This is a genomic window from Methanosphaerula palustris E1-9c (assembly GCF_000021965.1).
Classification (GTDB): domain Archaea; phylum Halobacteriota; class Methanomicrobia; order Methanomicrobiales; family Methanospirillaceae; genus Methanosphaerula; species Methanosphaerula palustris.
In genome coordinates, this window is the sequence record NC_011832.1 from 2,214,126 (window position 1) to 2,239,640 (window position 25,515).

Here is a 25,515-nt window from a genome sequence, read left to right on the forward strand (position 1 = left end):
AAGATGGTCTCATAGATTGAAAAAACTCTGATGAGTCCCTTCGTCATTTACAAAGATGGTCTCAGGGATGAGAAAAAACTCTGATGAGTCTCTTCGTCCAGGTACAGGGAAGGTCTCATGCCCGGATGGATCTCTGAAAGATTTCCATTCCATCAGCAGGTCAAGTACTCACCAGGCCGGATCGGTGATAGCATGACCCTACCAGCCACCCATTATCAGGCCGAATGAAAAATCGGATCCCTGCCTCCCGGGACACAGTCGATACTCTTTTTTCATAGCAGATCCCATCTATGATGAGACAGGTGCGCCGTTCCGGCTGTACCTGACCGACCGGAAAGAAGCCCCGGAGAATGGGGAACAAGGTCAAGGAGCTCAATTGTGCCCGCATCTGCTGTTGAAAAGTTGTTGACGTTCATCCTTCTGATAGTACTGGTCGGTGCCGTGATTCTGGCGGGCTACCTCTCCACACTGCCGGAGAAGAAAGACCCGTATACTGAGTTCTACATGCTCGGAGAGAACGGGATCGCAGAGGATTATGTGTATGACCTGAACATAGGCCAACCCAACTCGGTGATCCTCGGAGTGACCAACCATGAAAAGCGGCCGGTCACCTATACGATCGAAGTCGCACTGGCCAACGAAGTGGTCAATCCGACGACGAACGTGACCACCATCAAGTCGGCGAAGCAGATCGATTCGTTCACGGTGAATGTACCGGACGGATCCACCTACGAGCAGCCCTACACCTTCACGGTGAACCAGCAGGGGTACAACAAACTCGAGTTCCTGCTCTTCAATGAGACGGTGCCGGCACCGACGGTCAGCGGGATGGATCGGATCAACGCGGCCTACCGGAACGTCAACCTCTGGATCAAGGTCAACCTCTTCTGATCCACACCCCCTATTTAGTGAATGTCTGGTTCACCCGTAAGGGTGAAGCAGACATGAGAAGAATTCGCGAGGATTCTTCGATTATCCGGTTTCAACACACACGAGGGTGAAGCAGACATGAGAAGAATTCGCGAGGATTTTTCGATTATCCGGTTTCAACACCCACCATGAGGAAGCAGACGGGAGAAGAATCCGCAGGGGTTCTTCGATTATCTCACCATATCGAATCCCGGAATAAACCAATCACACAAATCTGGATTGGTCAGGAATGGTGTGTTCAATAAAAAATAAAGCTCATGAGAGCCAGAAAAAGGTCTCAGAGAAGATTGATGAAGTTGCTCAGGATACGCAGCCCGGCCTGACCGCTCTTCTCAGGATGGAACTGAACCCCATAGACATTTCCCCTGCCCACCGATGAGGCGAAGTCGGTGATATAGGTGGTCGTAGTCAGAGTATGCTCCGGCTCTGTCGTCACATAGTAGGAATGGACAAAATAAACAAACTCCTGCTCGGAGAGGCCGGCGAAGAGCGGATGATCGTCCAGGTTCAGGTGGAGAGTGTTCCAGCCCATGTGCGGTACCTTCATCCCGGGCACTGCTGGAAACCGCCTGACGTCTCCAGGGACCAGGCCGAGCCCCTGATGGTGGCCATGCTCCTCACTCGTCTCCATCAGCATCTGCATCCCGAGACAGATCCCGAGCAGCGGCGTTCTGACCGAAGCCTCCTGAATAGTCCTGCAGAGTGGGCGAAGGTGTTCCATTCCCTCGTGAAATGCACCGACACCCGGGAGTATAATCCCGTCGGCCGCGAGGATCTCCTCGGAGTCTCCAGTGATCAGAGTGACGGCCCCGGCCTTCTCCAGTCCTCTCACCACAGATCGGAGATTTCCAACCCCGTAATCAACAACTACTATCTTCTTCACCAGAATCACCTGCCCTCTTCCGCCACGATCCCGACCGGAACCAGTCCTCTGGCAACCCCTTATCCTGCTGCCAGGCTGCGATCCGATGGTTCCACTGCTCCCAGAGGTCCGGATACTCCTGCTCGATCCTGAGCAGCACCGAGAGATCGCTGGACGGACACATATAACAGCCGACCCGGTCGAACCCGGCCCGATACAGTGCATTGTAGGGTGCTTCCTCGGCGAAGAGGTACAGCCAGACATGCAGGGCGGTCCAGTGCTGGATCGGAGCCGCCGAGAGCTGGATCGGCAGATTCGGGTTCCTCCAGACCCGCCCGCTCTTCATCCGCTTGAACGACTCATACTTCCGCTGTCCGATGAAGGAGAGGCACTCCCCCCAGCGCTCCCGGATCGCCCCGCCGATCGGGGTCAGCTTGCAGACCTTGCAGCACCAGCGTGCATCGACGGCCGGCGGCCCCTGCTCGGTGAGCGTCTCCCAGAACGCGGCCTCACCTGAACAGGAGACGACCTCGAGGTCATACTTCTCCTGCACATCCTTGAGATTCTGATAGGTCTCAGGGAACTCCAGCCCGGTATCGGAGAAGAGGATCGGCACCTTTCCAAGCGCCTTCTGGACGATCAGTAGCGTCACCAGGCTGTCCTTTCCGCCAGAGAACGAGACCGTCGCCGGGATGGGGTTTGCCGCGGCGACATCGCGGACGAAGGCCATCGCCATCGCCTCGTAGTTGTCGATGATCGCCTGATTGGCCCTGACCGCGTCCGCCCAGGTGGCCTCCCCGGGGATACAGGGAGCGGAGGTGTTCCTTCTGGTCCTCACGATGGCTCCCCGTTCCATGGTCCGTGCCTCGGCTGCACCGACCCGGGCACGCCCGACACCGACACACTGGTGGTCCCTGGTCATGATGAAGACCTCATCGCCGGCCTCGACCGAATCGGCGATCCAGGCGAGCCCCGGCGCCAGTACACTGGCTCCTTCATCCCGGATCGAAGGGATCGCCCCGTCATCGATCACCACGAACCGTTCGGTCGGCGTAAGCAGCGCCGCGGCAGCCGGCCGGGGAATCGGTTCCCATTCCTCCTTCTCCGGCAGGTACCGAATCTGGCCGACCACGGCCCCCCCGACCACGATCTCCTCCATCCGGTCCTTGTCAGGGACCTTGTTCAGCAGGGCGAGGTGCCCATCCGGGATCAGGGGTGTCCCGAAGTGAGCGGTATAGATCCGGTTGATCAGGTCGATATCGTATTCGAACGCCGGGCGCATGTCCCCGGGGGGGGTCAACGGAACGGAACGCGTCTCAGCGCCACACCTGCACCGTCCTCCGAGCACCGGAACATGGCAGGAATCACACCAGTGGAGCTGGATCTTTCCAAGATAGAGTGAAGGCATCTGATCAATCTTTGTGAGAAGGCAATAAAAAACAGCGGACGCTGCATATCCACGGGATCGCCGGGGAAGTGCAGGGTCAGGATTCAGAGCGATCGGGATACGATGCTGCGCATCAACGCCGTCACTCCCGGTTTCTCCTTCCTCCTCGCCGACCTCGACCCAGAGCCGGCCCCTATCATCGGGGACTCGTACATCTCCCGGTTCAGCCGGTCATTGATCTCGGTGAAGATCCGTTTATACGCGACGCAGTGGGGGTCGACCCCGCTGATCTCACCCGGCGTGGCCGCCAACGCATTATACGGGCACCCCCCCCGACAGTACTGGATATGGCTGCACCCGCCGCAGGCCGTATCGACATAATCCCGGTACTCAAACATCCTCTTCCCTGCCGGGGACCCGTTGAGGTCGTCCATCGTCGGATGATCCGAGACATGCCCAAGGATGTACTCCGGCATCCCGACAAAACGATAACAGGGATAGATACTCCCGTCCGGGCCGACGGCAAAGGTGTTCCCCATGCAGTCCACATAGGTGCAGACACTCCCCCGGCGGGTGAAGACACACCGGCAGAGATCGTTGATATTCATCACCTCGATCTCGTCCCTCTTCTCGATGGCCCGATCCAGGAGATAGACGAGCAGCTCCCCGTACTCCTCCGGGTCGAGCGCCCACTGACCGGGGTCGTCAGACTTGAGAGACGGAAGGGCCGGGTGGAGCTTCAGCGTGAACCCATGCTGCAGGAAATGATCGAAGATCTCCTCACGCAACCGGACCGACTGGTTGGTGAAGGTGCAGATGAACCTGACCAGCAGTCCGTGGGCCCGTGCGATCTCGTATCCCTTCATCGTCTTTTCATAGTAGCCCCTGCCCCGCTGGGAGTCGTTGATCTCCTCGGGACCATCGATACTGGAGCCGATCGGAACATGATAGGCAGCCAGGATCTCGGCGATCTCCGGGGTCATCAGCCAGAGGTTGGTCTGCATGGCAAACTCAGGGTTCAGGTGAGAGAGACCCTCTGAGAGGAGCGGAAGGGCCTGCCGGTAGAAGTCGGCCCCGGCCAGCAGCGGCTCTCCCCCATGGAAGGTGAATGTCACCCGGTCGTCGCGAAAGTCGTTGAGCCATGCGACGACGTCCCGAACGGTCTCGATCTTCATCACTGGAGAGGTCTCATCTGAACTCCAGCAGTAATGACACCGGGAGGGGCAGCCCAGCGTCGGGATGATCATCACATGAAAAGGATTCTTCATTGCTCTTCTGTTTCTTTCAAAACAGTTTAATATTTTTTAAAAAAGGGAGAAGTGCAGTCTGACCGTCAGATGACGGTGTGGGGAAGCGCTCAGTCGTACTCGCGCCAGGTGTATCCGCACTTGACACACTTGAAGAACCGGACCTCGCTCTCATCAGCAGACCGGAGCTGCCGCATCCACCAGAACGCAAGATTGTGCTCACATTCAGGGCACTTGATGGCGAAGGTCGGTTTGGTGGCCACCTCCTGGTCCTCATCGAAGAAGATGATCTCCTTCTCAGACCGCTTCTCTTCAATTCTCATCTGGTCAGCGCCGGTGATATCTCTGATATAACCGCAGCGTTTGCATTTTAACTGACCTGCCGATGAGATCATCAGGCTCTTACATTGCGGACAGAACATAGTTAATAATATATTTCACACAACAGATTAACTCTTGGTCAGGGGTCAGAATATGTCGGAATGAAGGTGCCTGTACAGAAACGCATATGAGACCTCCGCGTCGATTCTATGAGAATGATCGAATATCTGGTCCTCGCCTCAGCGATCTCGTTTCTGCTCTTTCTTATCCCCGGTCCCCATCAGCGGTACGCCGGGATCGCCGGCTGGACAGGGATGGTCGCCTTCCTTTTCACTCAGCTCCCCGACTTCTTTGCAGAGAACAACTTCGTCTACCCTCTGATGACGATCTGTTCGGTCCCCTTCCTGGTCATCACGGCCCGTCAGATCTGGAACAAGCGAGAACCGGTGATGCATCTGACCCGGGGAGCAGCGATTGCGTTTGTGATCTACGCACCCTTCGAGTACATCCGTCCGGTCGGAAACTGGCTGATCGGCCACGTGGTCGACGAGGTGAGCGCGATCCTGCTCTATCTGCAGTTCCCGTTCACAATGTTCGACTGGAACATCTTCATCAACCAGGGGTTCCGGGTCGAGATCATCCTGGCCTGCACCGGGATCCAGTCGATCGCGATCATGCTCGGGGTTGCCTGGGCGGTCAAGAGCACCTGGACCCAGAAAGGGCTTGCATTCCTGCTGATCGCACCGGTGATCTATATCCTGAACCTGCTTCGAAACGTCTTCGTGATCATGGCATACACCGAGCAGTGGTTCCCGTACCTGCCCGTGATCGCCAGCAACGGCGAATTCGGGTATGAGAGTTTCTTCTGGGCCCATAATGTGATCTGCGAATTGCTGGCCCTCGGAGTGCTGATCGTGATCGCCTTCGCCCTCTTCAAACTGATCCCGGCGCTCGGCGTGCTGGCCGACGACCTCTTCAAGATCTACTGGGGTGAGATCAGGCGAGTTCGCGGTAAAGATACAGAATCCTCTGGACAGCAGAGAGATTAGTGCAGACTGCGATCACCAGGATCGAGATCCAGATGAACCCGGTGAGCCCTCCAACGACCAGGACGAGGACCGTCTCCGGCCGGCCGAAGAAGCCGACTCCTTCCAGCGGATCATCGATCTTCCCGTTCTTCCGTTCAGAGAACCCGACCTCGGCGTAGACCACCGGCTTGATGAAGGTGTTCATCAGGGATCCGATGATCGCGATGGTGACGACCCCGAAGTCGGCGATCGGGGGAAGAACCACGAACTGGACCCATGAGATGATCTGGATCCCGCTGAGCCCCACCCCGAGGAGGACTAGCCCGTCGACATATTTGTCGACGATCCAGTCGAAGACCGCCCCGAAGTTGGTCTTGTTGTCGGTGCGCCGTGCCACCGAACCATCGACGAGATCGAAGACCCCTGAGAGGAGGAGGAGAATCGTCCCGGCAAAGAAGAACCTGAGAGAATAGAGCAGAGCAGCCCCCCCTCCGGAGAGGAGGGAGAGGAGGGAGAGCTGGTTCGGGGTGATCCCGAGATTGGCTGCAATTGCTGCGAGCGGCTCAAGATAATCTTTAAATCTTGGCCGTAATGCAGTAATATTCATATTTATAGAATTAGCGCCCGATCCAATTTAACAGCTTGCACCATCGGAATTCCCTCACCGAATTCTCTATAACCGATCGGCTCAAAGTAACCCATTCAAGGAATCATATGCCAGACGATAACGCCAGACCGCATGTGCTGTTGATGTCAGAGATCACCGCCGATGGAAAACTGACCCTCAAGAAAGGATCCTCGAGCAAGATCCTGATGAAGTATATGGCCCCTGAGACTGAAGTCCTGCTTCATCAGACCCGGGCAGCCTGTGACGCGATCATGGTCGGTTCGAATACGATCCGGATCGACAACTCGTTCCTGACGGTCCGGATCGTCCCGGGGGAGAGCCCGCTGCGGGTGATCCCGAGCAGCCAGGCCGATATCCCTCTCGATGCAAATGTGCTCGGTCCTGATGCCAGGACCCTGGTGGCCGTCGCTACGTCGGCACCAGAGGAGAAGATCGCAGCCATCAGGGCGAAGGGAGCAATGGTGGTGGTGGCAGGGGACGACCATGTCGACCTTTCGACCCTGATGCACCTGCTCTGGAGAGACTTTCACGTGCGCAGACTGATGATCGAGGGCGGGCCGACGCTAAACTGGCATATGCTCATTCATCAACTGGTCGACGAGATCCGGCTGATCCATCTCCCCTTCATCGTCGGAGGGGCGGACACCCCCTCGCTGGTCGGCGGGATGCATATCGATTCAGAGGACCAGATGATCAGACTCCAGTTAAAGAATCATTATCTCTGCGGCACCAATCTGGTGACCGAGTACGATGTGCTCTATCCTCGGGGGGACGATGGGATATCTGGATGACCAGGTAGCAGCCATCACCAGCCCACCCCGCCGGCCGCGTTCCCGGATCCTCTGGGTTTTACTGATCGTCGTCGTTGTGATCGCCATCGTAACCCTGACCGCCATGCAGGCTCACCTCCACACCGGCCATGTGACCGTGGTTCGGGCAGAGGGAACGCTCGTGACCGGGCTGGTCGACTCATCGGACTCCACCGGCAGCGAAGTGATCGGCAATGCCCTCCGGGCCGCCGCAGACGATCCCATGACCGACGCGATCGTCCTCCGGGTGAACAGCCCCGGCGGAACCCCGTCCGCAGCAGAGGAGATCATCGGAGATATTGAATATGCAAAGACCAAAAAACCGGTCGTGGTCTCGATGGGGGACATCGCAACCTCGGCCGCATACCTGATCAGCGTGCATGCCGACCGGATCTATGCGAACCCCGACACCTTCACCGCGAACATCGGCACCATCTGGACCTTCTCCAACGACTCTGAATGGATGAAGAAGAAGGGGTACCAGGTGGAGGTCGTCAAGTCAGGGGAGATGAAGGACATGGGCTCGTCGTCCCGTTCATTGACCACAGAGGAACGGGACTATGCCCAGCAACTGGTGAACGCCTCGTTTGAGTCCTTCATCAGCGACGTCCTCTCCCACAGGCCTGTCAACAGGACGGCAATCGAAGACGGCAGGGTGATCCGGGGCCAGGAAGCCCTGGACCTCGGCCTAGTCGACAAACTCGGCAATCTGAACGACGCCGAGGACGCAGCCACGGACCTGGCCAGGACCCGATCCTCCTGATCGGGTGTAGGGATCAGATCATCATCAGGGGGTCACTCTTCATGTACTCCCTGCAGACCGTCGTCGCATAGTGGCCGGGGGGAAGGGGGAACCTGAGGGTCAGGTCGTTCTCCTCCACCACTGCGTCGACGGTGGCGGTCAGGGCGATCGGCCGGGATGCGCCGCTGAACCTTGTTTTAACGACAGTTTCAGCCTGTTTGAAGGATACCCGATCGATCTGGTGCTCTTTTAACAGATCCTCCATCATCTGGTCCATCCTCCCCTGCGGGGTGAACGGTTCGGCGCCGGGCACAAAGAGGCCGATCCTGCACCGGCCCCGCCGGATATGCATCGTCGCCGTGGCCAGGTTCGCCTCAGTGGCGATATCGATCCTGCCATTGGTGAAGTGGAGCCGATCGCCCGGGATCGGATCCATCAGCGTTAACTCTGCCTCAAGGCGGGCTGAGAGGACCATGTTGAAGAGGTAGGACTGGAATGCACTGACCAGCATCGAGAGGAGTTTTGGGGGAAGGGCCTGCAGTGCACCCAGGTAGTCATCCGGATGGTTGGTGAGGTGGTGGAGCATGGCCCGTTCGTACCGGAGGTGAACCGGCAGGTGGTGGAGGGCCAACTGAGGATCCCGGGTCTCCAGGTACTCGTCCCGTGCCGCCGCAACAACCGGATCCTCGTCGGGCGAACTCTTTCCGACATAGGCTCCGACCGCACCGGCGTAATCTCCCTGGATCAGGTACTCGCCGGCGATATGGGTGATCGGACGGATCACCCCGAACCGCTGGACCCCGTAATAGTTCGGGATCCCCTGACTGCAGACCTGTGTCACCTCCTGCACTCTCTGATCGAGGTCCTCCGCGATGCAGTCCCGGATCACCACCGTGAACCGGTTCTCGATGAGTGAACCGAGCGAGAGCCCCCCGTTGGCCGAACCGATCACGGTCAGTGAGAGATCCCCGAGCGAGACTGAAGCTATCTCCTCAGGGGTGACCCCATACAGCGAGATCGTCTGGGTGGTGACCGCATGTTTATCCTTGGTCCCGGCCCACCCGATCCGTTTGTGGCTGATACCAAGGCTGGAGGCGATCTCCTTGACCGCCCGCTGCAGTTCCCAGTTCCGCTTGGTCAGGGTGCAGAGCAGGAATGGCCCCTCCCCACCCGGGAGGTCCGGTACCTCCTCGACTACGAAATCCTCAGCGGTGGTCCGGAGTCGCCCCCCGACCCCCTCGGTGCTGCTCGCATACCAGCACATCCCGAGCGCCTGCTCCAACGGATAGTCGGATCGCTTCATAACAGGGGCAGCCCGCCTGTGAGCCGGTCGAGGTCAGCCGATTTTGCTGGACCGAGGCCGAGCGCCGTCACGGTTCCTGGCGCCACCTCTGTCAGTCCCGCATCCTGCACCAGAGAGGTGGAGATCCCTGCCTGTTCGGCATGCACCTTCAGTTCATAGAGGGCCCGTTCACTGGGAGCCTTCAGCACCACCTTCTTCTGCCCCTCCATGAACCAGTTCTTCTTGATCCCCTTGTCTGCATGCTCTGCGGCCATCACCGCCGCATGGGCCAGTTGGGCGCACTTCTTGCCACAGCTCATCTTCAGGTCAGCACGCACGACCAGACACTGCTTGTACTTGAACTCAGGTTCCTCAGCCATCACTAGATAATGGGGCGCTGACCTATCAAAGATATCCTCCAAAGCAACCGACCAAAAAACATATCCGATTGTAGATATCTAGAAAGATGTGAGAGGTCAAGCGAGGATCGATAAAAGTCAGCCCATAACAGAGAAGATCTCCTTACGCCATCCATCTGGATTCCATCAGATGACAAACGATTCCCTTCCGAATATGAAGGGACCGATCTCCGCGGCGGCCGAGAGAGGAGGGTGATGAAACAGAGTGATAAACGATGACATGAAGACAAAATGGAGAGGACAGAGAACGTCCGATCCAACACGGGTTCTGCATAAGCGGAGTGGGAAGATCTCCCACTCCGTTGCTCTATGTCTGGGGTCTTCCAAAACTCAGTCTGCGGGATACTCCCCGATGGTGACCGTCTGCTCCTCAAATGTACCATTATAATAGACCAGAACCGAAACAGGGGCACCTCGTAAAAAGGCACGCATCTTCTGGTCATAGACTTTTCTGACATGTTTGAGTCCAAACGCTGCGAAGTGCTCCCATACGAGTCTGAGGAACCGGAGCTGCTGGTTGAGGAAGAGCGTCTCGTACTCGCGGGTTTCGCCGGCGATCCTGCTGCATTCCAGGTCTGATAAGGGGGTGTTGTACTCCCCATGCTGGTTCAGCCCGCTGATCTGCCGCCAGTCCACATGGCCGTGCTCGTCCGGTTCACGGTGGAGCATGTAGGGATAGACCCTGCAGATCGAGAAACGCCGGTCGTAGATGGTGCACCGGTTGTTGGAGAGGAAGACACAGGTCCCGTCAGGTCGGGTTTTGAGAGCATATCCCCCGACATAGAACCTGCCGTGCTGGTCGCAGAAGTCAAAATAGGGCGCCGGCACCAGGGCCAGCGGATCGATCGCCTTCACGACGGCGGTGTCGCGATCGAGCAGAAAGACATGGTCATTGAAGGCATGGGTGCAGCATCGGCCGCAGTTGTCACAGGCAAAGCCGACCTCTCTGATGATCGCCTGCAGTTCCCGGTCATCATAGCACAACAGTGCAGCCAGTTCCTCCTCAGTGGCCCTGATCCGAACAGCGATCACATCAGCAGACATTGGACTCCCCGGGGAACGAAACGAGACGCACCGCTCGGACTTCAAACAGAACAATAGAAGACAACAAATGCGAGGGAGGCGATTCGAACGCCCGAACACCTGCGTGACTAGGCCCTGAACCTAGCGCCTTTGACCTGGCTCGGCAACCCTCGCGCCTGATAATTTAACACGCGCAAATAGATAAAGGTAGTTGTTCGATTTGAATGAACCCGGGAGACGGAGCGTTAACCTCCACCCTTCCACAAGGAGAGGATCATCTGTCGTTTCAGGGCATCCATGTTTATACCCTTCCACTCCTCCCTCAGTTTACCCCAGTATATAAATGAATATAATAAAGGTTTGCATTAGTATTATACTATATAAAGCATCATAGATAGATGGATGGAAGAGAAGAGATACGACTCACTCAAGATCGAGAATATCGTCGCGTCAGGAGTGATCGCTGACTCGATAGATCTCGTCGAGGTCTCAAAGAAGATAGCGAGCTGTGAGCTCAACACCAAGCGTTTCCCTGGAGCGGTGTTCAGGATCGAGAAACCAAAGATCGCCTCTCTTATCTTTTCTTCGGGTAAGGTGGTGCTGACCGGGATTCGGAACGATCAGGCACTGGTCGATGGCCTGAAGATCATCATGGCTTCGCTCAAAGAGGCAGGGGTGGATACCTATGATGTGCCGCGTGTTGCAGTCACCAACATTGTCTGTTCATATGATATCGGCAAGTACATCAACCTGAACAAGGTCGTGATCACCTTAAACCTTGAGAACATCGAGTACGAGCCTGAACAGTTCCCGGGTCTGGTCTACCGGATCAAAGAGCCGAAGATCGTGGCCCTGCTCTTCAGTTCAGGGAAGATCATCCTGACCGGTGGCAAGACCATCGAAGACATCAAGCGCGGACTCGACTTTTTGGAGCAGAAACTCGAATCGATTATGTGATCACCAGAACTGGTGAGTCTGCACATAGTGACGCTCTGCCTTTAAAATTTCACGATAGAACGGATCGCCCTCGGTCAGGGTTGCGAGGATCCGGGACGCATGTTCCGGCCCGACCCCCCTCCCGGAGAGGGCGATGACCGCTTTTTTCCCGCTTGAGAGGACGATGTTTGCCGTCCTGATCAATTTCACCTCGACTGCCCGCTCCTCTGCGTTCTTATTCTTCTTGTTCGCTATCGCATAGAGCGGCTCGTCCCACGGTTTCAACGCAGCGATCAACTTTGCCCCGCAATTCGGGCAGACCGGCTGGTCGGGAACCCGGCTGACCTTCGTCCTGCTCTTCCACATTCTACAGTGCATGCAGCAGAGGATCACATCCTGCTCCTCGATCCGCCGTCTGATCGTGCCGAGTACCGCCGGGTCCACTGAAGCAGGGGTGATCAGGTCACGGGATGAGAAGAGGCCTGCCGCTCCGAGGATGCTGACCCTGCCGATCGTGACCTCGATCGAGCCGGCCTTCAGATCCCCAATCACCCGGGACGCCCCCTCGACGTCCATGTAGGCCGAGAAGAGTTCACGGTACGCCTCCTGCTGGATCACGGTCTTATCGAAGAGTTCGGAGAGGCGGTGGATACTGATCCGCTCGAAGTCGGCATCGGCGTCGATCGCACCGAACTTCTTGGCCACCTGCACCAGTTTCCATTTGTACAGCGCCGTTCGTTTCAGTCCTATCTCAAGGATCCCCTGGATATAGGACGGTTCCAGGGAGAAGAGCGTCTCCTTCACCTCAGCGGCCCGAACCGATCCCGGAAGGCGGAGGAGCACCCGGTAAGCGTCGATCTCGATCCCGACCGAGGTTCCGTATCGGGCAGAGAGGAGGAGGGAGAGGACCCGGCCGATCACCTCGTTGGCCCTGTGGCCGGCACAGATGTTGCAGATCACCCCCTCGTCGGTGTTCTCGAGAGTGATCAGACGGTCGGTCGGAACGACCGAGCGGTTCTTATCCATCTCCGAGAGGAACGTATCGACATAGGCGATGGACCGCCGGCTGTCGGTGTAGGACTCCACCTGCCGGGACCCCCGGAGGTGCCCGACCTCCTGAGCCACCTCGAACGGGACCGGGATCTGCTCCCCCTCCCAGGAGGGGAGCTCTCCCTTGGCCTTGGTCGCCGGCTCGACGATCAACCGGCCATCCTCGATGTCGAGCACCCGCCAGAGCTGTCCCTTGGTGATGAAGACCGCCCCCGTGGTGACCCAGCCGACCACGAACGACTCGTCGAGCGTCCCGACCGTCCTCCGCGAGACCATGTCGAAGACCGGCACCTTCCGCTCGTCCGGGATCATCGAGAGGTTCGCGGTCAGGTAGCGTCGGGCCCGGCCGGTGGTGATCACCAGATCCCCTTCGAGCCTGATCAGCCGGTGGAGGGCCATCTGTTCGCAGACCTGATCGAGCAGAGGGCCGGTGCCGGCGAATGGGGCGGTTCGTTCGAGGATCGCCCGGATCGCCGTCCGGGAGATCTCACCGTATTCGACCGCAATCGCGGCGACCTGATTGGCCAGGACGTCACCTGCACCTCGGGGAATCCTGACCTTCTCAACCTCGTTCGCCTTGGCCCGTCGGGCGATCACCAGCGACTCGAGCAGGTCGTCGAACCCGGTGGCGAGGACCGTCCCGTGCGAGACCCGGTCCATCCGGTGTCCGGCCCGGCCGACCCGCTGGATCAGCCGCGAGACCTCCCGCGGGGAACTGAACTGTACCACCTGCTCGACATACCCGATATCGATCCCGAGCTCCATCGATGAGGTGCAGATCAGGGTGGTGATCTCACCATTCCGGAACCGTTCCTCGGCGGCGATCCGGACCTCCTTTGAGAGCGAACCATGATGGACCTCGAGATCCCCCCGGTCATAGAGGAGGTGACCGAGCGCTTCGGCGGTCACCCGGGTGTTGGTGAAGACGAGATGCGAACCGGGTGTCGCAAGCGCCTGTTCCACACATCGCGCCTGCCTTGACAGTTTCTCCCCTGCATAGACCACGGTGAGGTCGAGGTACTTGGAGATCGGCACCTGGACGATCGCAGCCGAACGACCCGCCCCGGAGAGGAACGCAGCGATCTCCTCTGGATTACCGACCGTGGCCGAGAGACCGATCCGTTGAAAGTTCCCGGCATAGACCGCCAGCCGCTCCAGCGCCACAGAAAGTTGAGCTCCCCGCTTAGAGCCGGCCAGTTCATGGATCTCGTCGACGATCACGTACCGAACCTTCGCGAGGTGCTTGCGGAGCTGGCTGCCCATGAAGAGCGCCTGCAGGGTCTCCGGGGTGGTGATCAGCAGATCCGGCGGGGAGAGGGACTGTTTTCTCCGTTCGGATGTCGACGTGTCCCCATGCCGAACTCCAACCGTCAGCCCGAGCTCGCGGCACCACCACTCCATCCGCCCGAGAATGTCCCGGTTCAGGGCACGGAGCGGGGTGATGTACAGGGCCTGAAACCCTCCACCCTCCCCCGAGAGCATCCCGCCGAAGACCGGGAGCATCGCACTCTCGGTCTTGCCGGTGCCGGTCGGAGCGATCACCAGCAGGTGCTTCCCTTTGACGAGCAGCGGGATCGACTGCTCCTGGGCAGGGGAGAGGTCCTCGAAACCCCGCTTTGACAGGCAGGCGCGAACCCGGGGATGAAGCAGATCAGTGGCGGGCATCTTCCTCCAGCGAGCAGTACGGGCCGATGAAGGTCCCGTCTGCGAGAAAGACCTCTGCCTCGTCCCTGATGATCGCCCGCGAGACCGGGCTGGACGGGTCACCGACGATCTTCGTGATGTCGAAGCCGGAGAGTTCATTGAAGGCTGGCATCAGCAGCGCCCGGGTCTGATTCAGGCCGGTACTGCCGGGTTCATCGGACCTTCCAGCACCCCACAGGGCACGCTCATCGAGCGGGGCCCGCAGATAGGCCGGCATCCTCGCCGCGCACCCGACCTCGTCGATCAGGGAGACGACCGGGTGGTGATGACCGATGATGATCAGGTGGCCGGCGAGCGCCGGGTCAGGGATCGTGTGCCCGTGCAGGTAGCCGACCCCGTCGATCACCGCCCCGGTGGCAGGGAGCAGTTCCCCTTCTTCGAGGAAGCGTTCAAGCCCGGCATCGTGGTTGCCGGGGATAACCTGCAGGAATGCAGCATCACGAAACGCAGCCAGAACTGCCGGGAGTTCCCGGTACTCCTGCCGGGTCGTCAGCGGAATCGACTGCTTCACGTCCCCGAGCAGCAGCAGCCGGTCGGGTTTCAGGTCTCGAACCAGCGCGAGCACCCGCTCGGCACGCTCCTTTGACCTGCTCTGAAGATGATATCCATGGCGGGCCAGATTCGATTCGATCCCGAAGTGGAGATCGGCGATCACCAGGGTTTCCTCATTACCCTTTACGAGCAGTGCCGGCCCGCTCTCGATGAATGAGAGGTGCATCTCAGATCAGCCGGATCTTCCCTTTCACCGGGTTGTAACAGTCCCCCCCAGCAAGCATGGCCATGATCGTCTGCTCGATCACGGTGGTCGACAGGCCGGCCTCCTCAGCTGCAACAGTCAGGTCCGCGACGGCCATCCCCTTCTGATCCCCTGCCTCAAGGATCCGGGTTAACACATCTGTGGGATCCTCCTCCACCAGGGTTGCCAGGTCCGGAGGCTGCACCAGATTCAGGACGCGCCCGATCAGAGCCGCCAGTTCCCGGACCCCGTCCCGGTCCAGCGAGGAGGGGGTCTCCAGCCGTTTCGCGGTTTCATCGGCCGTACTGATCACCCAGAGATCACGGACCGCCCGGGTGACCGGGGTGATCTCGTCCGGTCTGATGAACACCTGCCTCCCATCCTGGGCCGGCAGCATCGCCTTTCCGATCACCGTCACGAAGGCCGGAAGGGAGAGATGCTCCACGGCAGCGGTCAACGCCGGATGGGGACCGTACCAGGCCAGTTCAAAGACACCGGTGCCATCGGAGAGGCGGGCCACAAAGAGCCCTTTTTCGTCGTCCTGCACCTCGGTCAGGGCGCCGGCGACGAAGAGCGTCCGACAGCAGAGCCCGGTCGGGGTCACCACCCCGCCATCCTGATTTCCTGGAGAGAGGGATGGTGCTGATGCTCGTTGGAACTCTGCTGCAAATACCCGGTGTGCCGTTTCTATCGCCATTCATACCCTCTCTTCCACATCCATCCTACTTCTCAGCAGGTCGACCAGACCTGAAGAATCTTCAGGGTTCGTCTGATCTTCACGTACAGCCTAGTTCACCTTTTGCGGTAATAGGTTCTCCTGTCAGGGACCCTGCACCACCTGCGAGAGGATGAGCACGATGAGATCATTTTCTACCCTTGAACGATAAATGGTGTGTAGCATGGATGCTGATGATCATACCATATGGATCGAACGATACAGACCCACCCGTCTGGCAGATATCGTCGGTCAGGATGAGATCACCGAACGGTTGATCTCCTATGTGAAGGGGCGGTCTCTGCCCCACCTCCTCTTCACCGGATCTGCAGGTATCGGGAAGACCACGGCCGCCGTGGCCCTCGCCAGAGAGTTCTTCGGTGAGGCCTGGCATATCAACTTCCGGGAGATGAACGCCTCGGACGAGCGCGGGATCGATGTGGTCAGAAACCAGATCAAACAGTTCGCCAGGACCTCCCCCCTCGAAGGGGCCGAGTTCAAGATCCTCTTCCTGGACGAGGCCGATGCGCTGACCACCGACGCTCAGGCCGCGCTCCGGCGAACGATGGAGACCTACTCCCGCGGGTGCAGGTTCATTCTCTCGTGCAACTACTCCTCCAAGATCATCGATCCGATACAGAGCAGGTGCGCGATCTACCGGTTCCGACCCCTGACACCGGAGGCGATCAGCGAAGAGATCGGTAAGATCGCAGGAAAGGAGGGTATCACCGTCACCCCCGATGCGATCGAAGCGATCGTATACATCGCACAGGGAGACATGCGGAAGGCGATCAATGCGCTGCAGGGGGCTTCGATCGTCTCAAAGTCGATCGACCAGGAGATGGTCTATGCGATCACCTCCAGCGCACGCCCGGATGAGATCGAGGAACTCCTCGGCCTGATCCTGGTGGGAGATTTTGAAGGGGCTGAAGCAGTCCTGCTCGCCCTGATGCACACCCGCGGGATCGCGCCGGCCGAACTGCTCGGGCAGGTCTACCGGGCCCTGAGCGGAAGGAGCATGGAGCGGGAGTTGAAGGTGGCCCTGATCGGTCACCTCGGTGAGACCGACTTCCGGCTGAGTGAAGGGGCTTCGCCCGACCTGCAGATGGAGGCGCTGCTCGCCCGGTGCGTGGAGAGCGTTATCGCCCAGCAGGAGAACAACTGATGAGTGGACCCGAGGATGAGTTCGCAGAGATCAGCGACCGGGTCGCCGAATGGTCACGATTCTTAAAGACCCGGTACAAGAAGGAACTGACAGAACTCCTTCGTGAGTACCCGCACAAACGATCCCTGGTGATCGACTATCACCAGGTCGAGTCCTTTGGAAAGCCGGGTCTCCGGATGGCCGATGAGATCCTTGAGAACCCCGGCAAGGTGATCGAGGACCTCCGGGACGCCATCAAGACCCAGCACGTGGTCAAGACCAGGAAGAACGAGCAGATCCCCAGGGAGATCAACCTCCGGTTCATCAATCTGCCGCAAAAGATCTGCGCCCGGGACATTCGGTCCGAACAGATCAACAAGATGCTCAGTGTCGAGGGGATCCTCAGAAAGACCACCGAGGTGCGTCCCCGGATCGTGGAGGCGATCTTCCGCTGCCCTGCCGGCCATATGACCAGACGGATGCAGGAGTACGGGCGGTTCATCGAGCCTGAGCAGTGCGGGACCGAGGGGTGCACCTTCCGGAAGCTGCAGCTGATGGCCAAACGCTCCCGGTTCATCGATGCCCAGAAGGTCAGGATCCAGGAGTCCCCGGAAGGGCTCCGCGGGGGGCAGCAGCCCCAGACTCTCGACGTCGACGTCACCGACGACATCACCGGGACCGTCGCCCCCGGCGACCGGGTGGTGATCAATGGGATCCTTCGCTCCCAGCAGCGGGTCACCTACGGGACGAAGAGCACCACCTTCGATATCTATCTGGAGTGCAACTCGATCGAGGTGGCCGAGAAGGAGTTCGAGGAGGTGAACATCACCGAGAAGGACGAGGAGGAGATCATCCGCCTCTCCACAGACCCGACCATCTATCGGAAGATCGTCCACTCGATCGCCCCGACGATCTATGGGAATGAGGATGTGAAGGAGGCGATCGCACTGCAGCTCTTCGGCGGGATCACCAAGGAGATGCCCGATGGGAGCCGGCTGCGTGGAGATATCCATGTGCTCCTGATCGGAGATCCAGGTATAGCAAAGAGTCAGATCCTCCGGTATGTCGTGAACCTCTCACCGCGAGGGATCTACACCAGCGGTCAGTCCTCGACCTCTGCCGGGCTGACGGCCACCGCCGTCAAGGACGAGTTTGGTGACGGCAGGTGGACCCTCGAGGCCGGTGCGCTGGTCCTCGCCGACATGGGGATCGCCGCCGTCGATGAGATGGACAAGATGCAGAAGGAGGACCGGTCGGCCCTGCACGAGGCGATGGAGCAGCAGTGTTATGATGACCAAACGGAGATCCTCACGGAAAAGGGTTGGAAATTTTTCAAAGATCTGGGGAAGAATGAACGGGTAGCATCATTAACCCAGGATGGATTCCTCACGTACGAAATCCCTTCCCAGCATGTCATATCAGATTACGACGGGCAGATGTATTATATCAAGTCCAGGCAGGTGAACCTCGCGGTAACCCCGAATCATAACATGTATGTGAACCTGAATAAACGGGCAAACGATTGGGAAGGATTCAAACTTATCCGGATGGACGAACTGCCGATTAATAAGCGGATGCGGTTTAAAAAGAACGCAAAATGGCAGGGGGATACCGTAGCAACCCATACAGTTCCCGGGATAATCAAATTCGGCAATCAGAACTGTAAGGGATATGAGACCGAACCGATCATCGTAAAAATGGATGACTGGCTGGAGTTTCTGGGATATTTCTTATCAGAAGGAAGCGTCCAGAAACACTGGGAAACGGGGGTACCGTACCGGGTTAACATATCCCAGAAGATCCCAGAATCCACGGAGATCATAAGAATATGTCTCGAAAAACTGCCGTTTAACTATTCTTATGATGGGGCAAATTTCTCAATTAACTCCAAACAGTTAGCCGGGCACCTTGTAGAATTTGGGAAATGCCACGAAAAATACGTACCGGCGTATGCAAAACAGGTACCCCCCGAACAGATCCAGATACTCCTGAATGCGTTAGTATTGGGGGATGGCTGGACGAGAAAAACAACCAGACAGACGGTATACATCACCTCTTCAAAAAGACTGGCAGATGATGTAACAGAGTTACTTCTAAAAATTGGCTGGTCTGGGAATATCTATTGTCAGCATCATGCCGGGGATACGATAAAGGATCCACGAGGTATAGAGACGAGATACACCCATGGGATCTGGGAAGTGTCTTTTATCCGTGACGGAGTGAATGAGCCAAATATCAATACCAATGGGGAAAAACACATCCAGATCAAGCCATATTCAGGAAAAATCTACTGCGTGGAAGTTCCCGAGCATCTGCTGTATGTAAGAAGAGACGGGATTCCAGTTTGGTGCGGAAACACCATCAGTGTGGCCAAAGCCGGGATCACCGCGACCTTAAAGACCCGGTGTGCCCTGCTCGGAGCGGCCAACCCCAAGCTCGGCCGGTTCGATGAGTATGCCGATATCGGAGAGCAGATCAACATGCCCCCTTCGCTCCTCTCCCGGTTCGACCTGATCTTCATCCTGACCGACAAGCCGGATCACAAACGGGACGAGGCGATCGCCGACTTCATCATCAGGTCACACGGGGTGGGCGAACTGATCGCCCAGCACAGCCGGGATCCAATCGAGGGCGTGACCGACGAGTACATCACCCAGCAACTCGCCCCGGTCACCCCGGACATCGACGCCGGCATGCTGCGGAAGTACATCGCCTATGCAAAGCGGACCTGTTTCCCGATCCTCAGCACTGAAGCGAAGGAGACCCTGATCGCCTACTACATGAAACTCCGTGACCTGGCCGACTCCAACAAGCCGGTCCCGGTGACGGCACGGCAGCTCGAGGCACTGGTCAGGCTGGCCGAGGCCAGCGCACGGGTCAGGCTGAGCAAGTCTATCGAGAACTCAGATGCCGAACGGGTCGTGAAGATCGTCGACACCTGTCTGCGGCAGGTGGCCTACGATGCCAAGACCGGCACCTTCGATATCGACAAGGTCGCGACCGGGATCTCCAAGGGGAAGCGGGACATGATCCGGATGATCAAGGATGTGATCCGGGAGAACGGCGATGTCAGTGGTAGAGCCCAGATCCAGCAGGTGATCGACCTCGTCGCCCAGCAGGGGTTCGGCAAGGACGAAGTGAAGAAACAGATCGATGCCTTCCTCCGGAGTGGCGAAGCGATGGAGCCCAAGAACGGGGTCATCAAACTGATCTGATCCCCGTACTCTGGTCGAATATTTCTTTTTTTCAGGTGACCAGCTCTGCGATCATCGGAATCGTGATGATGCAGAAGAGGGTCGAGATGAAGACCCCCTGCGAGGCGAGCTCGGCGTCTGATTTGTATTCCTCTGCCAGCAGCACCGCATTGGCCGCAGACGGCATCGCCGCCAGGATCACCGGAACGCCGAGCATCAACGGGTCGGTGATGAAGGACCGGAGGATCGCCCAGGTGAGCAGCGGCATCACCAGCAACCGCATGGCGCTGACCACGTAGATCCGCCAGTTGGAGAAGATCGACTTCAGAGCCATCTCAGCCAGCACCCCCCCGATCACGATCATCGAGAGGGGCGTCGTCAGATCCCCGAGGAGGGTGACGGCACCGCCGATCGGTCCGGGCAGGGTGAACGAGGTCAGGAAGAAGATCAACCCGATGACCACCGCCGTAACCCCGGGGTTCAGCAGAATCTTCGGATCGAGGTCGGAGAGTCCGCCCCCGGTTCGCTTCAGCATCAGAATCCCAACGGTGAAGATGAGCAGGTTGAACGGAAGCATATACATCGAAGCATAGAAGAGGGCACCCTTCCCGAAGATCGCCGAGATGACCGGGAAGCCCATGAACGCAACATTTGGAAATGCAAGCAGGAACTGGTAGGTTCCACTCCCCAGACCGGTTACGCCGAGGAGGCGGGGCAGAGGCCAGGCTACGACGAATGCGATCAGATAGAAGACGAGCGCGAGCAGCAGCACCTCCTCCCCCTGACCTAACAACTGATCGGTGAACGGCACCTGCAGGGATTCGATGATCATCGCCGGCAGGGCGAACCGGACCAGAAACGAGGTGAGCCCCTGGATCCCCTGCCGATCGAGGGCCCCCGATACCCGTGCCCAGTAGCCGACGACCAGCAGCAGAAAGAGGATCACAATCTGATCCAGCACGGTAAAGAAATCCATCTGTATCAAGAAAGAACGCAGAGACGGGATATAAGGGCATGGAATGCTGCAGCACCGGAGAACCTATTTATTCCCTTTTCCCGAATAGTACCCCCTATGGTGAAACAGGTTTCAGCAGCCCATATCCTGGTGAAGACGAAGGATCAGGCAGAGGATCTGAAGAAACAGATCAGTGCAGGCGGGAACTTCGGCGAGCTCGCAAAGAAGTATTCGGAATGCCCGTCTGGAAAAAAAGGCGGAGAACTCGGCTGGTTTGGGAAAGGAATGATGGTGCCGGAGTTTGAGAAGGTGGCCTTTGAAGGGAAGGAGGGCGACGTCGTCGGCCCGGTGAAGACCCAGTTCGGATTCCACCTCATCAAGATCCTCGGACAGAAGTAACCCTATCACTATCAGAAGACCGGGAAGAACTCCCGGCATTTCTTTTTTATCCCCGGATCAGACGATCCGAAACTTCTTATTGGCTGCCGTGGATTCCATCGCAACTCTGGAGACGTTCTCGATCATCCGGCTGATCTCATCGATCGCAGCGGTCGACTGTTCAGTCGCCGAGGCGGCGTCGGCGGCCTCCTGTTCGGTGCTCTTCACCATATTCACCATCTCCTGCACCTGCATCGTGATCTCCTCGACCGTGGCTGCCTGCTCTTCTGAAGCCCCCGCCACCTCCTCGGTATTCGCTGCGATCTTCTCGATAGCCTGCACAATCCGATTGAAGGAGACGAGGGTCTCTCCGATCACCTTCGTCCCGTCTGCGACGGTCTTTCCGGCCTCGCCCATTGCGACCGTCGCCTGACTGGACAGTTTTCGAAGCCCGTCGATCATCTCTTCGATACTCTCTGCTGAGTGCTTGGACTCAAGGGCAAGCGACTTCACCTCGGCAGCAACCACGGCAAAGCCGCGACCGGCTTCCCCTGCCCGGGCCGCTTCGATCGCCGCGTTCAATGCAAGCAGGTTGGTCTGGGTGGCGAGATCCCGGATCAGTCCGACGATCTTTCCAATCTCATTCATCTGTCCGTCAATCCGGGAAACCAGGTGAATAGACTCGTCTGATGAGGTCTTGATCCCACCCATACTCTCTTCCGCACTCGATGCAAGGCGTGCCCCCTCCTTGGAGAGGGTGTTGGTCTCCTTGGCAAGGATCGAGACCGACTCGATGCTGGAGGTAGCCTCCTCAACAGCCGCGGACATATCCTCCATCCCCTTGAGGACCACGATCATGCTGGAACTGACCCGCTCAGTATTCTCGCTGACGTGAGAGACAGAGAGGGCCACCTGCTGGGAACCGCCTGCCACCTGTTCAGCCCCAGCATTCGCCTCCTCCGCTGAGGCCGCCAGCTCATCCATAGCCTGGGTGACTGCTGCGACCATCCCCTTGATCGCTGCGACCGCTGCGTTCAGATCCTGTTTGACCTGGCCCAGCGGATCGCCAGCCCTGACTATCACCTCACAGGTCAGATCCCCTGCTGCAAGCCCAGCCAGCCCAGCCGCCAGTTCGCCTGCACTAGCCTTGAGGAGTTCATCATCAGAACGCTTCCTGGTGACATCGTTGTAGACACTGAAGATGTCGGTTACCGTTCCATCCAGGTCAAAGAGCGGGGTGTTGTAGGCTTCAAGGGTGAAGATGCCGTTTGGGTACTCGATAATGAGATCGCCACGGGTGTTCTTCTTCTCCCGCACCAGGGTCCGGAGTCCCTCACCTGAACTGGACAGGATCTTCAGGTCCTGGGCCTTCATCCGCATCGCTGCCATGGCGTCATACCCGGACAGGGCAAGAAACGCTCTATTCACCTGGCGAACCTGCATCTCTGCATCCCAGACGATGATTGGAAATGGATTCTCCTGGATCATGGCATCAGCACGCTTTCGAGCCACCATCGCCTCGTCAACAAGCCGTCTGCGTGTCGTGATGTCATGAAGATAGACATGCAACAGGGGGGTTCCTGCATCCATGACCTGCGTGAGGGTCACCTCGGCATCGACGATGCTGCGGTCCTGCCGGCGGAGCAACCACTCAAAGGTCTGAGGGGTTCCCTTTGCTGCAGCAGCCACATACGCGGCGAGCCGTTCCTCTGCCCGGACCCCATCAGCCTGCCGCTCTGCAGAGAGCATGATAAGGGGAGATCCTCTGAGTTCACTTCCGGATGAATATCCAAGCAGGGTTAAAGCCCCGGCGTTCAGGTCGACGCAGTGCCCGTTCTCGAAGAGGAGAATCCCGGCAGGGGCCGCATCGAGCAACAACCGCCTCCGCCGCAGTTCCTGTTCATCCCCTACCCCTGCCGTACCTGTTACCGATTCTCTCATCACCACGTCCAATGCTCCTTTTTTCCGATGCCAGAACCATTACCCGCTGCAGGGGCTCGGCACCAGTGATCTCGATCAGATTATTACATCAGGACGGGTTAAATCTTCTGGGCAGCGGAGATGAACCGTAACTTCTGTTCAGGTCAGAATCGAATGTTCTGGGGAGAGGGCACCGGTTTTATAGTCGGAGATTCAATAGTGCACCTTCATCAGAGAGAGGATCAGATGGAGAAGATGGCTGATGCCGGGGATGTGACCCTCAGACAGGTGCGTCAATGGGACTGCACCAATATTATCGAACTGTACATTGCAGGTGGATGGTGGAACGAGGAGCGGGACGCGTCCTCGATCCAGCCACTGATCACCGGGAGTTTCGCGTTTGTGGTGGCTGTGGAGTCCAGCTCAGGTCGGGCAGTCGGGATGGGGCGGGTGATCGCCGACGGGGTCTCGGACGCCTATCTACAGGACGTCGTCGTTCTGCCCTCATATCGGAAGCAGGGGATCGGCCGGCGGATCGTCGCAGAACTGATCCAGGTCTGCACGGCTGCAGGAATCTCATGGATAGGATTGATCGCCGAACCGGGGAGTGCTGGTCTCTACGCAGCACTCGGGTTCACACCACTCGCCGGGCACCTTCCGATGCTCTATCGGCCCGGAGGCCCTCATGCTTGATCTCGACGACTTCAAGCCGGTCACCTTAGACGATCAGGAGATCTTCCGGGAGCAGTACCGGCAGTATCCGCAGGTGCACAGTGACAACACCTTCACCAACATCGTCTGCTGGAACCATTATGCTCACTACCAGTACGCCACCCTGCGGGGATCCCTGGTCATCCTCTCCACCATCGACGGGAAGACCGCGTTTCGCGATCCGATAGGTCCCCGCGATCCGGAACTCTTCGACCGCGTGCTGGAACTCGCCGGCGAGGTGGAGCAGAAGCGGCCGTTCTATATCCTGAACCCGTCGACCATCGCCTGGCTTCGGGAATACCGACCCGACCTGACCCTTCACCCGGACAGGGATGATGCCGAATATGTCTACCTTCGATCAGACCTCGCCGACCTGCCGGGGAAGGATTATCTCTCCATCCGCCGACAGTTGAACCGGTTCAACAAGCACTGCACCTCCACCGTCGAGGCGATCACCGCGGCGAACCTCGAGGAGGTCAGGACCTTTCTGAATCGCTGGTGCCTCTGGAAGAACTGCGATGCTCAGGAGATCCTCTCCAGCGAACGGGATGCCGTCTTCTATGCGATCGCTCATTTCCAGCGCCTCGAACTCTCCGGACTGGTGGTCAAGGTCGACGGGGAGATCGGGGCGATGGCCATCTATGAACAGATGACGCCCGACACCGCCCTGGTTCACTATGAGAAAGGACTGCCTGACTGCGAGGGGATCTACAAGGCGATCAACGTCGAAACCGCCCGACACCTCCCGGAGTCCTGCACCTATGTTAACCGCGAGTCCGACATCGGGCTGCCAGGCCTCCGCGAGGCCAAGACCAGGTACCATCCGCACCACATGATCGATGCCTGGTATATCAAGCCGGAAGACTTCTGAACGCCCCAACTGGAAGTTTGAACATGAGAGAGGATACGCAATTATATGTCCTTTGAGAGAGGTATCAGTACAGAGATCCTGTTGCCAGGTGCTGGCAGTGCAGGGATACCAATCGATCACCAGAGGTAAATTCATGAGTGCAATTTCTCCAAAGATACAGAACCAGATTGCAATGCTGCAGCAGGTGCAGCAGCAGATGCAGACGATCATGTCACAGAAGACCCAGTACGAGATGGAGATCAGAGAGAACCGACGTGCAGAGGAGGAACTGAATGACGTTCCCCAGGAATCAGCGGTCTTTATGAACGTCGGAACCGTGATGATGCAGAAGCCCAAAGAGAAGGTGATCGCATCGCTGCAGGAGAAGGCAGAGTCTCTGGAACTCAGGGTCAAGTCCCTTGAGAAGCAGGAGAAGATGATGCAGGCCAAGTTCGAGCAGTTGCAGGCTCAAGTCAAGGAGGCGCTGGAAGGGGGAAACAGACCCCCGAACGCCGCCTGAATCTCTTTTTTTAAAAAATAAAAA

Annotated in this window: 23 protein-coding genes, 1 tRNA gene and 1 pseudogene; 11 read left to right on the top strand and 14 right to left on the bottom strand. The window is 58.1% G+C overall.

The genetic code is table 11. The annotated features are described in order from the left end of the window. Positions 1–336 precede the first annotated feature (336 nt). A pseudogene (locus MPAL_RS10420) lies at positions 337–891 on the top strand (DUF1616 domain-containing protein); the annotation flags it as partial. Between the two features lie 316 nt (positions 892–1,207). On the opposite strand, the gene hisH reads toward MPAL_RS10420, so the two are convergent. The 4 genes from hisH to MPAL_RS10440 all read right to left on the bottom strand — a co-directional run bounded on the left by hisH (position 1,208) and on the right by MPAL_RS10440 (position 4,848). Continuing rightward, the gene (gene hisH / locus MPAL_RS10425; RefSeq protein ID WP_012618705.1) at positions 1,208–1,822 is read right to left on the bottom strand and encodes an imidazole glycerol phosphate synthase subunit HisH; all 615 of its coding nucleotides are present in this window, start codon (positions 1,820–1,822) and stop codon (positions 1,208–1,210) included. After that, positions 1,791–3,200 (bottom strand): phosphoadenosine phosphosulfate reductase domain-containing protein, encoded by a 1,410-nt coding sequence (locus tag MPAL_RS10430; protein ID WP_012618706.1) that lies wholly within the window; start codon positions 3,198–3,200, stop codon positions 1,791–1,793. Before MPAL_RS10430 ends, hisH begins: the two co-directional genes overlap by 32 nt. An 83-nt stretch (positions 3,201–3,283) precedes the next feature. Continuing rightward, entirely contained in the window at positions 3,284–4,447 is a 1,164-nt protein-coding gene (locus tag MPAL_RS10435; protein ID WP_012618707.1) for a TIGR04083 family peptide-modifying radical SAM enzyme, read from the bottom strand. Between the two features lie 89 nt (positions 4,448–4,536). Next, positions 4,537–4,848, bottom strand: coding sequence for a transcription factor S (locus MPAL_RS10440; protein ID WP_012618708.1), 312 nt, complete (start codon positions 4,846–4,848; stop codon positions 4,537–4,539). 114 nt (positions 4,849–4,962) lie between these two features. Between MPAL_RS10440 and artA the strand changes: the two genes are divergently transcribed. Continuing rightward, a complete protein-coding gene (gene artA, locus MPAL_RS10445; RefSeq protein ID WP_012618709.1) occupies positions 4,963–5,796 on the top strand; it encodes an archaeosortase A in 834 nt (277 codons plus the stop codon). Here artA and MPAL_RS10450 read toward each other — a convergent pair. Beyond that, complete coding sequence (locus MPAL_RS10450; protein ID WP_012618710.1) at positions 5,744–6,382, bottom strand: CDP-alcohol phosphatidyltransferase family protein; 639 nt, start codon at positions 6,380–6,382, stop codon at positions 5,744–5,746. The two genes, artA and MPAL_RS10450, sit on opposite strands and share 53 nt — an antisense overlap. Before the next feature lie 107 nt (positions 6,383–6,489). Here MPAL_RS10450 and MPAL_RS10455 point away from each other — a divergent pair, with 107 nt between their 5' ends. Both MPAL_RS10455 and sppA read left to right on the top strand, forming a co-directional pair. Then, positions 6,490–7,194 (top strand): dihydrofolate reductase family protein, encoded by a 705-nt coding sequence (locus tag MPAL_RS10455; protein WP_012618711.1) that lies wholly within the window; start codon positions 6,490–6,492, stop codon positions 7,192–7,194. Next, positions 7,178–7,975, top strand: coding sequence for a signal peptide peptidase SppA (gene sppA, locus MPAL_RS10460; RefSeq protein ID WP_012618712.1), 798 nt, complete (start codon positions 7,178–7,180; stop codon positions 7,973–7,975). The genes MPAL_RS10455 and sppA overlap by 17 nt, the downstream gene beginning before the upstream one ends. A 13-nt stretch (positions 7,976–7,988) precedes the next feature. Here the strand turns inward: sppA and truD are convergent, their stop codons facing one another. From truD to MPAL_RS10480, 4 genes are all read right to left on the bottom strand, one after another. Continuing rightward, a complete protein-coding gene (truD, locus tag MPAL_RS10465) occupies positions 7,989–9,257 on the bottom strand; it encodes a tRNA pseudouridine(13) synthase TruD (RefSeq protein WP_012618713.1) in 1,269 nt (422 codons plus the stop codon). After that, positions 9,254–9,616 (bottom strand): peptidyl-tRNA hydrolase Pth2, encoded by a 363-nt coding sequence (pth2, locus tag MPAL_RS10470; protein WP_012618714.1) that lies wholly within the window; start codon positions 9,614–9,616, stop codon positions 9,254–9,256. Before pth2 ends, truD begins: the two co-directional genes overlap by 4 nt. A 369-nt stretch (positions 9,617–9,985) precedes the next feature. Continuing rightward, the gene (locus MPAL_RS10475) at positions 9,986–10,699 is read right to left on the bottom strand and encodes a YkgJ family cysteine cluster protein (protein ID WP_012618715.1); all 714 of its coding nucleotides are present in this window, start codon (positions 10,697–10,699) and stop codon (positions 9,986–9,988) included. A gap of 68 nt (positions 10,700–10,767) precedes the next feature. Then, positions 10,768–10,852 (bottom strand) — tRNA-Leu (locus MPAL_RS10480). A gap of 228 nt (positions 10,853–11,080) precedes the next feature. Between MPAL_RS10480 and MPAL_RS10485 the strand changes: the two genes are divergently transcribed. Further along, the gene (locus tag MPAL_RS10485) at positions 11,081–11,635 is read left to right on the top strand and encodes a TATA-box-binding protein (protein WP_012618716.1); all 555 of its coding nucleotides are present in this window, start codon (positions 11,081–11,083) and stop codon (positions 11,633–11,635) included. Here MPAL_RS10485 and MPAL_RS10490 read toward each other — a convergent pair whose 3' ends face one another. From MPAL_RS10490 to MPAL_RS10500, 3 genes are read right to left on the bottom strand one after another with little or no spacing between them, the layout of a single operon-like run. After that, on the bottom strand, positions 11,636–14,329 hold the full coding sequence (locus tag MPAL_RS10490) for a DEAD/DEAH box helicase (protein WP_012618717.1): 2,694 nt from the start codon (positions 14,327–14,329) through the stop codon (positions 11,636–11,638). It lies immediately after the preceding gene. Beyond that, positions 14,316–15,086 carry a metallophosphoesterase gene (locus tag MPAL_RS10495; RefSeq protein ID WP_012618718.1) on the bottom strand — a complete coding sequence of 257 codons (771 nt, stop codon included), beginning with the start codon at positions 15,084–15,086 and terminating at the stop codon, positions 14,316–14,318. Before MPAL_RS10495 ends, MPAL_RS10490 begins: the two co-directional genes overlap by 14 nt. 1 nt (position 15,087) lies before the next feature. Then, entirely contained in the window at positions 15,088–15,801 is a 714-nt protein-coding gene (locus MPAL_RS10500) for a nucleic acid-binding protein (protein ID WP_012618719.1), read from the bottom strand. Positions 15,802–16,003: 202 nt separating this feature from the next. Between MPAL_RS10500 and MPAL_RS10505 the strand changes: the two genes are divergently transcribed. Together MPAL_RS10505 and MPAL_RS10510 are read left to right on the top strand one after the other, a co-directional pair. Beyond that, on the top strand, positions 16,004–16,984 hold the full coding sequence (locus MPAL_RS10505) for a replication factor C small subunit (RefSeq protein ID WP_012618720.1): 981 nt from the start codon (positions 16,004–16,006) through the stop codon (positions 16,982–16,984). Next, positions 16,984–20,178 (top strand): LAGLIDADG family homing endonuclease, encoded by a 3,195-nt coding sequence (locus MPAL_RS10510; protein ID WP_012618721.1) that lies wholly within the window; start codon positions 16,984–16,986, stop codon positions 20,176–20,178. Before MPAL_RS10505 ends, MPAL_RS10510 begins: the two co-directional genes overlap by 1 nt. A gap of 31 nt (positions 20,179–20,209) precedes the next feature. On the opposite strand, the gene MPAL_RS10515 is transcribed toward MPAL_RS10510, so the two are convergent. Further along, positions 20,210–21,133: an AEC family transporter gene (locus MPAL_RS10515; protein ID WP_012618722.1), complete on the bottom strand. Its 924-nt coding sequence runs from the start codon at positions 21,131–21,133 to the stop codon at positions 20,210–20,212. 96 nt (positions 21,134–21,229) lie between these two features. On the opposite strand from MPAL_RS10515, the gene MPAL_RS10520 reads away from it, so the two are divergent. Next, positions 21,230–21,511 carry a peptidylprolyl isomerase gene (locus MPAL_RS10520; protein WP_012618723.1) on the top strand — a complete coding sequence of 94 codons (282 nt, stop codon included), beginning with the start codon at positions 21,230–21,232 and terminating at the stop codon, positions 21,509–21,511. A 57-nt stretch (positions 21,512–21,568) separates the two neighbouring features. Here the strand turns inward: MPAL_RS10520 and MPAL_RS10525 are convergent, their stop codons facing one another. Next, complete coding sequence (locus MPAL_RS10525; RefSeq protein WP_012618724.1) at positions 21,569–23,431, bottom strand: methyl-accepting chemotaxis protein; 1,863 nt, start codon at positions 23,429–23,431, stop codon at positions 21,569–21,571. A gap of 198 nt (positions 23,432–23,629) precedes the next feature. On the opposite strand from MPAL_RS10525, the gene MPAL_RS10530 reads away from it, so the two are divergent. From MPAL_RS10530 to MPAL_RS10540, 3 genes are all read left to right on the top strand, one after another. Then, positions 23,630–24,103: a GNAT family N-acetyltransferase gene (locus MPAL_RS10530; RefSeq protein WP_236610375.1), complete on the top strand. Its 474-nt coding sequence runs from the start codon at positions 23,630–23,632 to the stop codon at positions 24,101–24,103. After that, complete coding sequence (locus MPAL_RS10535) at positions 24,096–24,992, top strand: DUF2156 domain-containing protein (RefSeq protein ID WP_012618726.1); 897 nt, start codon at positions 24,096–24,098, stop codon at positions 24,990–24,992. The genes MPAL_RS10530 and MPAL_RS10535 overlap by 8 nt, the downstream gene beginning before the upstream one ends. A 133-nt stretch (positions 24,993–25,125) precedes the next feature. After that, positions 25,126–25,491, top strand: coding sequence for a prefoldin subunit beta (locus MPAL_RS10540; RefSeq protein ID WP_012618727.1), 366 nt, complete (start codon positions 25,126–25,128; stop codon positions 25,489–25,491). Positions 25,492–25,515 lie beyond the last annotated feature (24 nt).